Raw genomic sequence first — 15,003 nt, forward strand, 5'->3', positions numbered from 1 at the left:
CTCAGATCGGCGTTGCGAGCAGCGTCTGCACGCGCGACGTGTCATACACCACCCGCTTGCTTCGGTAGCGCAGCCCATCCGCCGTCCGCACGACGCGGTCGTAGTACTTGCCCGCCTGATACACATTCGACTCGCCGTTCGCCAGCGTCTGGACCACGACATAGCTGCTTTCGGTTTCGATCACGTCGTCCTGGTCGCTCGTGATCGTCAGGCCCGATGTCATGTGCCGGTATGTGTGCTCCTCGAAAATGTTGGCGTGACGCAGCGACACGACGCGATCGCGCAGCATCTTCTGGTTCGTGCAATGAATGATGCCGACGGGTAAGCCCATATCCGCATTCTCTTTCGGCACGATCTCGTACAGGCAGTCTTCCGTAAAGAGCGTCGGCCACGCTTCGAGCCTGTCGTTGTCGAGATTGCTGATGTACTGGTTCTGCAGCATGTTCAACTCGAACCAAAGCTTCATCTGATCCTTCATCTGATCCATTTGCATGTCCTTTTTCTCAATAGCCCATCAGCTTCTGATATCCGACCCAGAACCGTCGAATCAGGCTTTCGGTAATTACCGTGTCCTGCTGGTCCGGATTGCTGCGCGACATCTCGATCACCGACGTCGCGTCCGCGTCGCGCACCGTTCCTCGCTGCACGAGTTCGGTCGCTTCCGTGTCTTCCATCGAGATATAGCCCGCCGGTCCGACCAGGTTCGCCTGCTTGATGCGAAGCGCGCGAAGTTCCGGTGTGTCATCGGCATAGCCGAAGAAATGGAAGATCAGCTCGAAGTTGTTCGGACCTTTTGCCAGCAGCTGGCGTGCGACTAGCGTGTTGTGGATCTGCTGGATCACCAGTTGAGGAAAGATCGGCTGGATATGGTTGGTGGTGTCTTCCTCGTATTCGGAAACGAGCCCGAGGATCGAATCGTCTTCCAGCGCGAAGCCTTCATCGAACGAGCGGATCTGTAGCTGCTTGTAGGCCGCCGATGTGTCCTCGCCCGTCTTCGTCACCGTGATGATGCTGTGCAGGCCGTGCGTCGCATCGGGAATCGATCGCGCCTTCATGCCGACACGGAAAATGTTGAAGGTCGTATGGAACAGATGCAGCATGCTCGCGTGATACGGGTCCTTCACGTTCTCGAGATACAGCTTCCAGTTGGACTTCGAGTATTGCCGCGTGCAGCCGAGATACTCGATAGGCTTGTGAAAGATGCGATCGATCCAGGGGCGCATTTCCGCGCCGAGATAGTCGGGCAGCGGTGCGACTGCGTCGCTGAAACTCGCGAAGACGAGGCCGCGATAGCTGTCCACGCGCAGCTTGCGCAGGCTGTGCTGCTTGGGGTCGAAGTCGGGCGGCATGCCCGTCATGCCCTTCTGTCCACGGCGGAACGGCACGCCCAGCAGATTGCCGCTGTTATCGAAGCTCCACTGGTGATACACGCATGTGTGCGATGTCGCGTTGCCGCGCGCCTTGCGGCACACGGATGCGCCACGATGCGCGCAGCGGTTGACCCATGCCGACAGCGAACCATCCTCGATGCGCGTGACGACGACGGGCGTATCGCCGACGAAGGTGCTCTTGAAGTCGCCCGGGTTCGGGATCTCCGCTTCGAGCGCGACGAAATTCCACGTCGGGCCGCGAAAGATGCGCTCCTGCTCGCGCTCGTACACCGCCTGCGAGCTGAACACCTTGTAGGGCACGCGCGAGCCGTCGTCGCGCGGGAACTGCACCATGTCCGTGTCCTGCGTGTTTCTGAAGCTGACAGGCGTCTCGACCATTTCCATGCTATTTTCTCCGCATTGTGGGGGCCCGCTGCAGCAACGAAACTTCGCTGCTGCATGGTGAGAACATTTTTGGAGGCGGAAAATGCAGGGTCTATCCGTTTCTGGCCGAACACAGCCCTGATATCCAGTTCAGGCCGTTTTATCAACCAGGCTGCGTTCAATCCCCGCGCGAGCGCGCCGGAATAACCATGAGATCCGCTCTTCGACTCCCCGCATTGCGACGCCACCGGCTATTCGAATCGGTCGACCTCGACGAGACGCGCGAACTGATTTCGCGCGTCATGCAACCGCATTCGCTGTTTCCACGCGGCCACGCGCACGGTCGTTCCCACATGGACTTTGTGCGGGTGGGACGGCTCGGCATCGGCACGATTCAATTCGGCGGCGCCATCCAGGTGGATGTCGAAGCCGTCGACGGATACTTCCTGATGATGTTCTGCGTCGCCGGCAATGCGGAGGTCCATACGGCTGGCAGGAAGATCGTCGTGGACGACCAGCACGCCGTGATTCGCGCACCCGGCGAGCCGTTCAGCGCGCTGCTGTCGCACGATTGCGAACAGCTGGTGATGCGGATCGACGCGGCGGCGCTGAATGGCGACAGCGCTTCCCTCTTCGACGCGGGCGCCGCCGTGTCACTCGAAAGCGGCCCCATGCGTGCATGGAAGGAACAGTTGAAGCTGGTCGCCAGCTCGCCTGATCTGCTGAACGTGGCCGCTCAGAATCCCGCCGTGGGCGCGCATGTCGAATCGCTGCTGGTCGGCCTGTTGTGCAGTCACGACCCGGACCACGGGACATCCCCGCCGTCGACCATCGCGCCGTTGTTCGTACGCCGTGCCGAAGAGTTCATGGCCGCCAACCTTGCCGGGCCGATGCAGCTGCAGGACATCGCCCGCGCCGCGGGCGTGCCCGTCAGAACGCTAACCGAGGGGTTCTTGCGGTTTCGCAGTGTCAGCCCGATCAGCCTGATGCGGCAGATGCGCCTCGACCGCGCGCGTCAGGCCATTCGGGAAAGCACGCCCGATGTGCGCGTCGCGACTATCGCGCTGGATTCCGGCTTCACTCATTTCGGCCGGTTCGCTCAGGCATACCGCGAGCGGTTTGGCGAACTTCCATCGGAAACACCGCGGCGCGAGTCGCTGCGTTGACGGGCTTAAGCGTCACCGCGTCTCACCCAGCCCTAGGTCGGCCACCACGGTCAAATCGGGACTTTACGAAGAGTTGCGCGACAGCGTGGGCGAAAGAATGACAAGCTTGTTGAGCGACGCGCCGCTTTGTCATGCAGATCCGGCGCGCCGCGAGGGGTCCAACCGCATAGCCTCGGTCTAGCGAGACTTCCGAGACGACTTTACCAAGGGGTTGCGCAATCGTTCCGAACTCAACTCCCTTGGTAAATATCACAAGACAATCCGACGACACATCGCCCGCCATTCCTTCCTCGCCCACTTCCACTCGATCCACCTGGCTGAGCACCGACCGAATCGTATTCATAGCGATTCATCGAACTGGCAGGCTGTGCCATTTGTGGTTGAGACATCGTAGCGGCGGGCGCCATTTGTGGGACGGCGCTTCCAGATGGCTGTTGCGATGTCTGCGAATACGCCAAGCCCGTGACGGCAGACAATGCAGTAGCCACCAATAATGAAGCAAAAGGAACTCTCATTTCTGCACCTTTATCGAGAATGCAATTCGAGTCTATCCAATCAGGACGACGAATCGAAATACATTGATTTGAATGAACAACAGACTTTCGGTTGCCGATCGCAGAAAGGGAAGCCTGTTACGGTGAGGCTCGTAATACACCGCCTCCAGCACGATGCCGCAAAGAACGATCAATGGCGGCACGTGCGGATAACAGCGTGAGTTTCTGTTATTGAAGGCATCCTCTGAAGAGGTGGCAGGGGCACATGTTTAAGGACGCGCCTTTTCTTGTCCTCCAGTTATAGACCTGTCCTCAGAGGAAATCCAGCGGCGAGCATAGCCGTGCCAGCTCTGCTTGCTACGTCGCGCAAGACATTGGCGAGAGCGCGGCAAACATGTCGATAGCCGGACGGTGACCTTTCATTCATGACGAGTCCGTAAGTGTGCGACTTCGGAATATGGCTTGTGCCAGCGGATGCGCATTGAAACGCCATCTGGACCGAAGCGGATATGTGCAAGGGATCTGCCAGGAATCAATCGGCAGGGTTGACTCTGATCACCTACATTGGTACTGCATGCCCGCGTCCCGCCATTCACTCATTGGAGTTCGATCATGAACTGCAACCCCGCCGATACCGCAGTAGTGTTTATCGATCCACAGAACGACGTGTTGAGCCCCACAGGCAAAAACTGGGGCGCCGTTGGTGCAAGTGTGACGGAAAATCAAACAGTCGAAAACATGGTGAAAATCTTCAAGGCAGCGAAAGCAGCGAAGTTCAGCGTGTTCATCTCCCCACACTATTTCTATCCGACCGACCGTGCGTGGACATTCAACGGCCCACTGGAGGCAGACGAGTTTGCAACGGGCACGTTCGCACGAACGGGTGCGCTGAACCTGAGCGGTTTCGAGAAATCGGGTGCTGACTGGCTGGACGAGTTCAAACCGTTTATCGAGGACGGCGAGACTATTGTAGTGAGCCCGCACAAGGTTTTCGGACCGCAGACAAATGACCTGACGCTGCAACTTCGAAAGCGTAACGTGCAGAAAGTCGTGCTGGGCGGGATGCTCGCCAACATGTGTGTCGAGTCTCACCTGCGCGACCTGATCGAGCAGGGTTTCGAAGTCTCCGTCGTCGCCGACGCTACGGCGGGGCCGCGTCATCCGACCTGGGGCGATGGCTATAAGGCGGCGTTGATCAACTATGCGTTTCTAGCGCATGCAGTTGTCAGGACCCAGGATGTCGTGGACTCGATGACGCGAAGATAGCTGCGACGCGAGCCGCCCGACATTCAAAAGATTCCAGCCATGTTCGGCGCCAGCGGCTGCGTCATCGTGGGGACATTGCTTCGCGGGTCACGAATCGACAGCAGTCCCCGTCCAGGCGATACCGTGGCACACAACGTTCGGCCACTCCACTACGACGCCACCTTGCCGTTGCCGGTCAGGCTGATGGTCGAGCAGCTTCAAGAATCAGTCTGCTGATCTCGTCCGGATGGGAGATCAACGACAGGTGGCTCGACTTGACCTCGATTGTCTTCGCACTCATGCGCTTGGCCATAAAGCGCTGAAGATCGGGATTGATCGTGCGATCTTCCGTGGAAACAGCGTAGTAGCTGGGCTTCGATCGCCATGCGGCGTGAGCCGTCTTCCCCGCCAGCAAGGCCTTGTGGAACGGCTCCTGGACCGCGTACAGCGTCCGCGCCCTCGCTTCCGGAAGGTCGCCCGCGAAGTCGTGCAGGAATGCGGACTCGCTGAGGCGTCCCTCGTCGCCGTCAAAGACAATGCCGGCTGACGCAGGAGGCGTGGGGTAGTTTTTTGCAAGCGCGGGGTAGTCCTCGCCGGCATCCGGCGCGCGCGCCGCCACGTAGACCAGCGCCGAAACGTTCTGATGCACGCCCGTCTCGGTGATGATCATGCCCGCGAAGGAATGCGCAACGAGAACGGTCGGACCATCCTGTCGATCCAGCACACGGGTCACGGAGTCAGCCGCCTCGGACAAGGTCGTCAAAGGATTCTGTACGGCTGTGCAATTCATGCCCGCTGCCTGCAACCGCGCAATGACGTCCAACCAGCATGAGCCATCGGCAAACAGGCCATGCGCGAGCACGACATTGCGCGCTTTCACTTGCGCAGGGGGGATCGCCAGTGCTCGTGCCGACACCAGAGCGCTTGCGGCGCATACCAGCACAGCCGCCGAAAAGGTGCGACGGTCCATAGCCATATACTGAACTCCTTCGCTAAAAGCTTTGTGGCTCAATGGCGATCCCGACGCCGCCGCTACCTGACGGGGCCGCTGAATGATCAGCGTTATCGCCCATTTCGAGGAAGGACCGGGTCTCTGCAGAACCGCCACCGCATGAAGATCGGTCTGTCTCGATAGCAGGTAGTCCGCGCTGAGGTTCAGCCAGCGATAGTGTGCGCCACCGTGCCCACCGACTTTCCGCCGCGCGTATCAGCGTATAAGTATAGGCAGCAGCCAGCCGTAAAGCAGGCGAGGGGTACTGCGGAAAGCATTGTCGGTAGCTGGCAATCCTCTGACATTGACGCTGCCAGGTCCGAACACGTTCGAGGCGGAAAAGGATCAGGCGCAACCGTTTCTTTCCCGTCCTATAAATGACATCCATCATCTATTGTATAAATGATGACCATCATTTATTATCGAGTTGTACCCGAGCCCGCTATCCGGGCTTTTCTTGTGCTCAATCTGACGCCGCTCGCCGGCATAGACGTTTAAATCAAGGAAATTATCATGCCACTTGTACGCATCGATCTTGCAGAAGGCCAATCCGCCGAATATCGCAGCGCCGTCGCCGACGAGGTCTACAAGGCGATGACCACGACGATGAACGTGCCCGCGAATGACCGGTTCATGGTGGTCAACGAGCATAAGCCCGGCGACTTCATCGCCGATCCGGCCTATCTCGGCATCGAGCGCTCGCCTCAGTGCATCATCGTGCAGCTCACGTTGAATGCGGGCCGCGATCTCGCGATCAAAAAAGCCTTCTACAAGGCGCTCAACGATGGCCTTCACGCGCGCGTCGGACTGCGCCGCGAAGACCTGTTCGTTAGTCTCGTCGAAGTGCCGAAAGAGAACTGGTCGTTCGGTAACGGCGAAGCACAATACGCGCAATAAGCGCATGGTCGACGCGCGCTGCCGTAAAGGCAGCGTGCGTCGCACTCACCACGGAGGACGCGGATGCCTCGCGTATCGAGGGAACAAACCGACGAGAACCGCCGGCTGATCGAGGCGGCGTCCGCGCGCCTGTTCAAGGAGCGTGGGCTGAACGGCGTGTCGGTGACCGACATCATGGCGAGCGCGGGGCTCACGCATGGCGGGTTCTACGGCCATTTCGAATCGAAGGACGAACTCGCGGCCGTGGCGTGCGAGCGGGCGTTCGGCGAATCCGTCGTGCGCTGGAGATCGCTCGTCAAGGAAGATGCGGGCGAGCAGGCTTTCGTCGACGCACTCGCGAAGCACTATCTCAGTGCGAAGCAGCGCGACGAGCCCGGCGGTGGGTGTCCCGCCGTAGGTCTCGCCGCGGATGTGGCCCGCGAGGACGCGACCAAGCCGGTGCGCGGTGCATACCTACAAGGTCTCAAGTCGATGCTCGGCAGACTGGCGTCGTTTGCTGGTCCGCGCCCGTCGAAGAGAGCGCGTCAGCGCGCGATCGCCCGCCTTTCGATGCTGGTGGGCGCGGCCACGCTCGCGCGTGCGGTGCGGGGCGATCCGCTCTCCGATGAAATACTCACCGCCGTGCGCGACTATCTGCACGACAGTTTCCAATAGCGGCGCAGCCGGTGGCGTGCGGTCATCGGCGCGCAGCGTCCCTTCTGATGAACGATGAATGACATGCGGTAAGTGCTCCGCTCACTCGCCCGCACTCCCCAACCGATGCGAACGAGCCAGCAGGCGTAATCCGCTAGCGATGCAGCCCACACCCGCAAACATCGCGCCGCCCGCCAGCGCGAGGGTCGGTCCATGCCGGCCGGCCACGCCGAAACACAACGCGACGAGTGCGGCGCCCGTGGCCTGCCCGATCAGGCGCGAGGTCGCGACGACACCGCTCGCCCCGCCGCTACGCGCATGCGGCGCGCTCGCCATCAGCGCCTTGATGTTCGGCGACTGGAACAAGCCGAAGCCGACTCCGCAGAGCGCCATTCGCGTTGCGATGGCATACACCGACGGATCAGCAGGCATCAGCGCCAGCGACACCAATCCCACGCACAGACAGGCCAGTCCCGTCGCGCCCAGCACGCCTGGCGGATAGCGGTCCGACAGCCGTCCCGCTATCGGCGCCGCGATCGCCACGACAACGGGCCACGGCGTGATGAGAAAACCCGTTTCGATCTGGCTACGATGCAGCACGTCTTCGAAATAGAACGGCAGCGACACGAACGCGAAGCCTTGCGCAGCAAAGCCGCAAACGGCCGTCACCGCCGACAGCGCGAAGACGGGTCGTCTGAGCAGATCCACGGGCAACATCGGCGCGAGCCGCCCTGCTTCGCGCCGCATCAGCCCCGCGCCGAAAACCAACGCGAGTGCAAGCGCGCCGAATACATGAGCGGCAGGCGCACGTTGCCCACCTTCACCAAGCGCGAAAATAAGCGACGCGAACGTGATCACGCTCAGCAAGGCCGCAACGGGATCGCATGGATGCGCGCCTTTGGCCGTACGCGGCAGCGCAGGCAGCGCGAACGCGAGTCCAATCAGCCCAAGCGGCACGTTGATCATGAAGAGCCATGACCACGAAGCCGTGGAAAGAATCAGCGACGCAATGGTCGGCCCGACGGCCACCGACACGCCAACGACGAGCGCATTGACACCGACGCCGCGTCCCAGCTGGTGTCGCGGATAGAGCGCACTGACGAGCGCGATGCTGACGCTCGTGATCGCGCTTCCGCCAAGCCCTTGCAGCAGCCGGGCGGCAGCGAGCAGCGGCAGCGTCGGGGCGGCCGCGCAAGCCAGCGATGCAACCGTGAACAGCGCCAGACCGCCGATGTAGACGCGTCTGTGCCCCAGCACGTCGCCTAGCGCGGCGAACGGCAGTATCGTCGCAACCATCGCGAGCTGATAGGCGTTGACGACCCATACCGACTCGGCTGACGTGGCGTGAAGATCGGCGGCGATCGCGGGCAGCGCCGTGTTCGCAATCGCGGTATCGAGCGTCGCCAGCGCGACGGCCAGCATGACGGCAACCATCGCGAGGCGGTTTCCGGCCGGCATCGGCGCATCGACGCCACGCGCGGCTGGGTGATAAACGTCGGACAAGATGCACTCCCGGTTCGAACAAAAGATGTTGACTCTATTGTTCGACGCGCCGCGCGGAAAGCGTGGCGCCGTTTGATTCCCGCGGGGAATACCGGCGCCGTGACGTGCGGATTTCCGCTAGAGTTGGGCATCGGCAACGGCTGACGGACACAGGATGAGAATCGAAGACCTGCACGTATTCTCCGTGCTGGCGCAAACGCGCAATCTGCATCGCGTTGCACAGAAAACCGGGCTCACGCAATCCGCTGTGTCGAAGATCCTGCAGCGGCTCGAAGCCGAGTTCGACACACGCCTCGTAGACCGCAAGGGCCGCGGCGTCGATCTGACCGCCGCGGGACGCGTGCTCGTCGAACGTGCCGCCGATGTAGGCGCCTCCGTCGCGCAAACCTACGCGGAGATGGCGGCGGCGAAGTCCGCGTCGGTGGGCAAGATCCGCATCGGCGTCGTGCCCGCCTTGCTGGAATCCGCGCTGCTGCCCACGCTTGCCGGCTATACGACGCGTGAGAGCGCCGTTTCCTTCCGGCTTTCCGTGCAGGTGTCGGCGCTGCTATTCGACGAACTGAAGGACGGGCAACTGGACCTCGCGCTTTGCTTTATGCCGGACACCGTTGAGGACGAAGAACTCCAGTCGGACGAGATCGGCAGGCAGCGCTACCGGATCGTGGCGCGACAAGGTCATCCGCTGACGCGTACGCCCGCCGATCCGCGCATGCTGCAGGCGGCGAAATGGCTGCTGCCGCTGCCGGGTCACGGGCTGCGCCAGATCGTCGAGCGTTACTTTGACGACCATGATCTGGCGCCCCCTCAGGCAGTGATCGAAACCGACGCGTCGATCTCGTTGCTAACGTCCTTGCTGCGCAACAGCGATCTGATCACGATGCTGACCGAGCAGATGCTTCAGACCTATGCGGGCCGCGATCTCGTTGCGCTGCCATACGAAACAGCGCTGTTCGAAAGCAGGATCCGGCTGTTCTATCGCAGGAAAACGTACATGTCGCCTGCCGTGCAAAAATTTCGCTCGACATTGCATGAAGCATTGACCGCGCTTTGAGTACGAGGCGCACGCAAACGCTACGTGGCCTCCGATCTGTTTCAATGGTCGACTGCCTTCACTGACAACAGTCCCGTCTGCCCATAGAACTCCTGCAGCGCAAACGCCTCCCGCTCCCGCTGCGCACGGGCGCCGCGATCCAGCATCGAGAAGAACCAGATGCCTCCGAATGCGAGCGGCACTGAAATCAGCGCGGGGTTGTCGAGCGGTACCAGCGCATGTGCCTGATGCAACACGTCGACCCACAACGATTTCGAGAACAGCGTCAGTAGCACCGATGAGATCAGTCCAAGACTGCCGCCCATGACCGCGCCGCGCGTCGTCATGCCGCGCCAGAAGATCGACGACACCAGCACCGGGAAGTTTGCACTCGCCGCTATCGCCGCCACGAGACCGACCAGGAATGCCACGTTGACGTGCTCGAAAAGAATGCCGAGTCCGATCGCGATGACGCTCAACGTCAGCGTCGCCATCCGCGACATACGCATTTCCCGGGCTTCGTTTGCATGGCCGCGAGCGAGCCAGCATGCGTAGAGATCGTGCGAAACCGTGGTCGCTCCCGAGAGCGTGAGCCCCGCCACCACCGCGAGTATCGTCGCGAAGGTCACGGCCGCGATGAAGCCGTAGAACAGGTTGCCGCCCACTGCCTGTGCCAGCTTGACGGCGACCATGTTCGAGCCCCCGAGCAGATCGTGGGTCAGATTGAAGTGCCCGTCGGCGGCAGTCTTGAAGAACTCGGGATGCTGCGCAAGCAGTGCGATTGCCGAGAAGCCGATGATGAAGGTCAGCAGATAGAAATACCCGATAAAGCCGGTGGCCACGAACACCGACTTGCGCGCCTCTTTCGCGCTGGGCACCGTGAAGAAGCGCATCAGGATATGCGGGAAGCCCGCCGTGCCGAACATCAGCGCGATGCCGAGCGAAAGCGCATTGAACGGATCTTTCAGCAGCTTGCCGGGGCCCATGATGCTGAGTGCGCCGGGGTGAACATCGACGGCTCGACGAAACATCTCTTCGGGACTGAAGCCGAATTGCGCAAGCGCGCTGACGGCCATGAACGTCGCGCCGCACAGCAGCAGCACGGCCTTGATGATCTGCACCCAGGTGGTCGCCGTCATGCCGCCAAAGAACACGTAGATCACCATCAGCGCGCCGACGATCACTTCCGCGATCCAGTACTGCAAACCGAACAGCAACTGGATCAGCTTACCCGCGCCGACCATCTGCACGACCAGATAGAAGATCACGACGACGAGCGACGTGCTGGCTGTCAGCAGGCGAATCGGCGCCTGTTCGAAACGGTAGGCAACCACATCGACGAAGGTGAACTTGCCGAGATTGCGCAACGGTTCGGCGAGCAGAAACATCACAAACGGCCACCCGACCAGAAAGCCAATCGAATAGATCAACCCGTCGAAGCCGAACATAAACACCATGCCCGAAAGACCCAGGAACGAAGCCGCCGACATATAGTCCCCGGCAATGGCGAGGCCATTCTGAAACCCGGAGATGCCGCCACCCGCGCTATAAAAATCCTTCGTTGTGCGCGTCTTGCGTGACGCCCAGCGCGTAATGCCGAGCGTCACGAGCACGAACAGCAGGAACATGCCAATCGCAACGGGATTCAGCTCGACGTGATCGGGGACGGGACCTTCGATGGCGGAAGCGTGAGCAAGCGCAGGCAGCGACGCAATGCTCGCGCATGACAGAGAGCGAATGAGCTTCATCATTCAGTCTCCTTTCCGGACGCTGGCGAGCAGCGCGCTCATCGACGGATCGAGCGTGCGGTTGGCATGTAGGACGTACCAGCCGGTCAACCCGATAGATGTCAGGATGATGCCGACGCCCGCGACGACACCAACGCTCGTCGTGGCGCCCGCATACAGCGGGTGGGCCAGCATGTGCGGCGCGAGCGCGACGAACAGGATAAAGCCGTAGAAGATGACGACCATCAGCGCCGTCAGCGTAAAGCTGAAGCGGCGGCGTGACGTAATTAGCCGCCGGTACGCGGCGCTCGCCTTGATTGAATCGATGTGAACCTGCTGCATGGGACTGTCTCCTCCCAGTTATTTGCGGACGTCTTCGATGACGGATGAAATATGCCTTCACGGTTCGCAACAACGGCTTTGCTGGCTGCTTCGGCAGCTCTTGTTTCAGATGTTCCTGCTGAGTGAACCCGTTCAGGCGATGACGAGCCGTCCCATCGCCTGCCACATGTCGCGCTCGAAACGGAGCACGATATCGGCAAGCGGTTCGATGCGGTCGACGAACGCAAGAGACTGCCCCGCGGAGAGCAGTCCCTTCGACCAGTCGCCCGTCACATAGGCATTGCGGCCGATCTTGCCGGCCACCATCGGCATCAGGTCCTGAATCGTCACATCCGGGTTCTGTGCCTCGATCTCCTTCACCGCGGCCGTAGTTTCGTTGCGCAGCGTCCGCACGGTGTTGCGCAAGGACTGCATGCTCAGCTCGGTGTCGGTCGGTCCGGCGTCTACCAGCCGTTGCTTGTAGTCCGCATGTGCCCAGATCTCCTCGGCTACCGCGAAGCGCGTGCCGACAACCACACCGGAAGCGCCCATCGCGAGCGCCGCAGCGAGTTGCGAGCCGCGGCCGATGCCGCCGCCGATCAGATAAGGAATGTCCAGCTGGCTCTCGGCCCACGCGGCATTGACGAACGAACCGACCATATCGAGCCCGGGATGTCCGCCGCATTCGGCGCCGACGATCGCGACGGCATCGACGCCGAGCGCAGCCGCCTTGACTGCAAACCGCACGGCGGGCACCTTGTGAAGCACCTTGACGCCGGCTTCTTTCAGCAGCGGCAAGAATTCCTCCGGATTGCGCCCCGACGTTTCGACGAACTTCACGCCTTCATCGACGATCAGTTCGAACACTTCCCGCGTCTTCTCGCCGGGGACGAGCTTGGGCAGCATCGAGACGTTGACGCCGAACGGGCCGCCTTCGCACAGCTCGCGACAGCGCCGGATTTCCGCACGCAACGCTTGCGGCTCCGGAAAACTCGCAGCCGTAATAAAGCCGATGATGCCGGCACGCGACGCGGCGGCGACATAGTCGGCGTCGGCGAGCCACATCAGCCCGCCGGCGACGATGGGCAGCCGTGTGCCGAACAGCTCGGTCACGGCGTTTCGAAAAGCGATCTGACTCATTGAACAGTCCACCATGCAGTAAGGCGCAGTGCAGCGTCAGACGACGCCCTCGGCCTTCAGTTGTGAAAGTTGTTCGTCGGACAGTCCGAGCAGCGACTGAAGAACGTCGTTCGTGCCCTCGCCGAGTTTCGGCGGGCCGCTTCGCACAGGCAGGCGTACGCCGTCGAAGCGGTACGGCGGCGAGAGCACGTGCGTGCTGCCCGCTTCGGGATGCGTGTAGGTCGTCACGAGTCCGCCCTCGGATGCTCGCTTCGACGTGAGCGCCTCGTGCAGACCGAGTACTTCGCCGCACGGAATGCCCGCCTGAGTCAGACGCTCCAGCAGGTCCAGGCGTTTTCTCTTGCCGAGCTCGCGCCTGATTTCGGGCACGAGCGCTTCGCGGTTGGCCGCCCGAACGATGTTCGTGCGGAACCGTTCTTCGTCGACGAGATCCGGGCGCTCGATCACTTCGCGACAGAAACGCTCGTACTGGCGGTTGGTGCCGACCGCGATGACCACCGGCCCATCTTCCGCATCGAACACGCCGTAGGGCACGATCGAAGGATGCGCATTGCCGTAGCGCGGCGGATCGTCGCCCATCAGCATCGACTCGAGTCCGCAGTACGACGTGATCATCAGGCCGCAATCGAAGAGCGCCATTTCGATGTGGCGTCCCTTGCCCGACTTCTGCCGCTCGAACAGCGCCGCGAGTACGGCCTGAGCGGAATACATGCCCGTGAACAGGTCGACGGCGGCGATGCCGAATTTGAGGGGCGGCTGATCGGCTTCTCCGTTGAGCGCCATCAGTCCCGCCTCGCCCTGCACGACCACGTCGTAGCCGGGACGTGACGCTTCCGGTCCGCGGCGATCGTAGCCGGAGATCGAACAGTAGATGAGATCCTCGCGCCCCTGGCTGAGCTGTTCATAGCCGAGGCCGAGTTTTTCCGCGCCGCCGTACTTGAAGTTCTGGATCACGACGTCGCTCTGCTGAGCCAGCTCGCGGGCGAGCCGCTGCCCTTCGGGCGTCTGCAGGTCGAGGCACACCGAGCGCTTGTTCCGGTTGACGCTGTTGAAATAGGTCGTTTCGCTCGCGCCGACGCGCAAGCCCCAGTCGCGCGTGTCGTCACCGCGCTTTGGGTGCTCGACCTTGATGATTTCAGCGCCGAGGTCGCCGAGCACCATCGCGCACCACGGTCCGGCGAGCACACGCGACAGATCGAGAATGCGTACGCCGGCAAGCGGCAGAGAAGAATTCAGGTTCGACATGGCTAATCCGGAGTGACAAGGGAGAGTGACGCGCACACCACGTCTAGTGCGAATCCACGGGCGAAACACGGCGCAGCGCGGAGAAATCAGCCGGGCGCTTGCCGAAGAAGGCGGCGATGCCTTCGGCGGATTCGTCGTCGCCGAGCGACTCCGTCATGTATTGCGCTTCGAGGTCCAGTTGCGCTTCGAGCGTGTTCTCGCCGGCTTGACGGCACAAGCGTTTGATGCGGGCAATCGCGCGTTCCGGACCGGCCGCGAGCGACTGCGCCATCGCGATGGCCTCCGTCAGCGCGCTGCCCGGCTCGGCGAGACGATTGGCGACGCCGAGCGCGTGCATGCGCTCACCCGTGACGGGCCTGCCCGTCAGGCACAACTCGGTCAGCAGTTGCCGGGAGACGAGCCCCGACAGAAACGCGGTCGCGCCGCCATCGGGCGAGAGGCCGACCTTGATGTACGCGACCGAGAACGACGCATTTCGTGCGGCGGCCAGCATGTCGCACGCCAGCGCGATCGAAAGGCCCGCGCCCGCTGCCGCGCCTTCGACTGCTGCGATCACCGGCTTGCTGCAATCGCGAATGGCGCGAATCATGTCGTGCAGACTTTCGATGCCCGCGCGCCGCTCGGGCGGTGTCAGCGCGCGACGTTGCGCGAGCCGGTTCAGATCGCCGCCTGCGCAAAACGCGCCGCCTACACCCGTCAGTACGATCGCGCCAACCTCGGGATCACGGCCAGCCTCAGCGAGCGCGGCCGGAAGGGCTTCGTACACCTCGGACGTGAGCGCATTGCGCGCGGCCGGGTTGTTGAAGGACAGCACTTGCACCGCGCCGTCGCGGCGCGCAAGGATAGGTTCATTCACG

At 61.9% G+C, this 15,003-nt stretch carries 14 protein-coding genes; 5 read left to right on the forward strand and 9 right to left on the reverse strand.

Annotated features, from left to right (window positions below):
- Position 1: 1 nt before the first annotated feature.
- Both andAd and andAc read right to left on the reverse strand, forming a co-directional pair.
- On the reverse strand, positions 2 to 478 hold the full coding sequence (gene andAd / locus C2L64_RS41775) for an anthranilate 1,2-dioxygenase small subunit AndAd (RefSeq protein WP_007577497.1): 477 nt from the start codon (positions 476 to 478) through the stop codon (positions 2 to 4).
- A gap of 25 nt (positions 479 to 503) precedes the next feature.
- Positions 504 to 1,775: an anthranilate 1,2-dioxygenase large subunit AndAc gene (andAc, locus tag C2L64_RS41780; RefSeq protein ID WP_007577499.1), complete on the reverse strand. Its 1,272-nt coding sequence runs from the start codon at positions 1,773 to 1,775 to the stop codon at positions 504 to 506.
- Positions 1,776 to 1,963: 188 nt separating this feature from the next.
- Here andAc and andR point away from each other — a divergent pair, with 188 nt between their 5' ends.
- Positions 1,964 to 2,920, forward strand: a complete 957-nt coding sequence (gene andR / locus C2L64_RS41785) for an anthranilate 1,2-dioxygenase regulatory protein AndR (RefSeq protein ID WP_039899777.1) — start codon at positions 1,964 to 1,966, stop codon at positions 2,918 to 2,920.
- A 1,106-nt stretch (positions 2,921 to 4,026) separates the two neighbouring features.
- Entirely contained in the window at positions 4,027 to 4,680 is a 654-nt protein-coding gene (locus C2L64_RS41795) for a cysteine hydrolase family protein (RefSeq protein WP_007577503.1), read from the forward strand.
- A 175-nt stretch (positions 4,681 to 4,855) separates the two neighbouring features.
- Here C2L64_RS41795 and C2L64_RS41800 read toward each other — a convergent pair whose 3' ends face one another.
- Entirely contained in the window at positions 4,856 to 5,635 is a 780-nt protein-coding gene (locus tag C2L64_RS41800) for an alpha/beta fold hydrolase (RefSeq protein WP_039899778.1), read from the reverse strand.
- Between the two features lie 528 nt (positions 5,636 to 6,163).
- Between C2L64_RS41800 and C2L64_RS41805 the strand changes: the two genes are divergently transcribed.
- Together C2L64_RS41805 and C2L64_RS41810 are read left to right on the forward strand one after the other, a co-directional pair.
- Positions 6,164 to 6,547, forward strand: a complete 384-nt coding sequence (locus C2L64_RS41805) for a tautomerase family protein (protein ID WP_007577507.1) — start codon at positions 6,164 to 6,166, stop codon at positions 6,545 to 6,547.
- A gap of 63 nt (positions 6,548 to 6,610) precedes the next feature.
- Positions 6,611 to 7,201 carry a TetR/AcrR family transcriptional regulator gene (locus C2L64_RS41810; RefSeq protein ID WP_007577510.1) on the forward strand — a complete coding sequence of 197 codons (591 nt, stop codon included), beginning with the start codon at positions 6,611 to 6,613 and terminating at the stop codon, positions 7,199 to 7,201.
- 81 nt (positions 7,202 to 7,282) lie between these two features.
- Here the strand turns inward: C2L64_RS41810 and C2L64_RS41815 are convergent, their stop codons facing one another.
- A complete protein-coding gene (locus tag C2L64_RS41815) occupies positions 7,283 to 8,683 on the reverse strand; it encodes an MFS transporter (protein WP_007577512.1) in 1,401 nt (466 codons plus the stop codon).
- A 154-nt stretch (positions 8,684 to 8,837) separates the two neighbouring features.
- Here C2L64_RS41815 and C2L64_RS41820 point away from each other — a divergent pair, with 154 nt between their 5' ends.
- On the forward strand, positions 8,838 to 9,734 hold the full coding sequence (locus tag C2L64_RS41820; RefSeq protein ID WP_007577513.1) for a LysR family transcriptional regulator: 897 nt from the start codon (positions 8,838 to 8,840) through the stop codon (positions 9,732 to 9,734).
- Positions 9,735 to 9,775: 41 nt separating this feature from the next.
- On the opposite strand, the gene C2L64_RS41825 is transcribed toward C2L64_RS41820, so the two are convergent.
- The 5 genes from C2L64_RS41825 to C2L64_RS41845 form a co-directional block, all read right to left on the reverse strand.
- Positions 9,776 to 11,464 carry a cation acetate symporter gene (locus C2L64_RS41825; RefSeq protein ID WP_007577514.1) on the reverse strand — a complete coding sequence of 563 codons (1,689 nt, stop codon included), beginning with the start codon at positions 11,462 to 11,464 and terminating at the stop codon, positions 9,776 to 9,778.
- Positions 11,465 to 11,782, reverse strand: a complete 318-nt coding sequence (locus C2L64_RS41830) for a DUF485 domain-containing protein (protein ID WP_007577515.1) — start codon at positions 11,780 to 11,782, stop codon at positions 11,465 to 11,467.
- Between the two features lie 132 nt (positions 11,783 to 11,914).
- Positions 11,915 to 12,901, reverse strand: a complete 987-nt coding sequence (locus C2L64_RS41835) for an NAD(P)H-dependent flavin oxidoreductase (protein ID WP_007577516.1) — start codon at positions 12,899 to 12,901, stop codon at positions 11,915 to 11,917.
- 36 nt (positions 12,902 to 12,937) lie between these two features.
- On the reverse strand, positions 12,938 to 14,146 hold the full coding sequence (locus tag C2L64_RS41840; RefSeq protein ID WP_007577517.1) for a CaiB/BaiF CoA transferase family protein: 1,209 nt from the start codon (positions 14,144 to 14,146) through the stop codon (positions 12,938 to 12,940).
- A 43-nt stretch (positions 14,147 to 14,189) separates the two neighbouring features.
- Positions 14,190 to 15,002, reverse strand: coding sequence for an oxepin-CoA hydrolase, alternative type (locus tag C2L64_RS41845; RefSeq protein WP_007577518.1), 813 nt, complete (start codon positions 15,000 to 15,002; stop codon positions 14,190 to 14,192).
- Position 15,003: the final 1 nt, after the last annotated feature.

The organism is Paraburkholderia hospita (assembly GCF_002902965.1).
Classification (GTDB): Bacteria; Pseudomonadota; Gammaproteobacteria; order Burkholderiales; family Burkholderiaceae; genus Paraburkholderia; species Paraburkholderia hospita.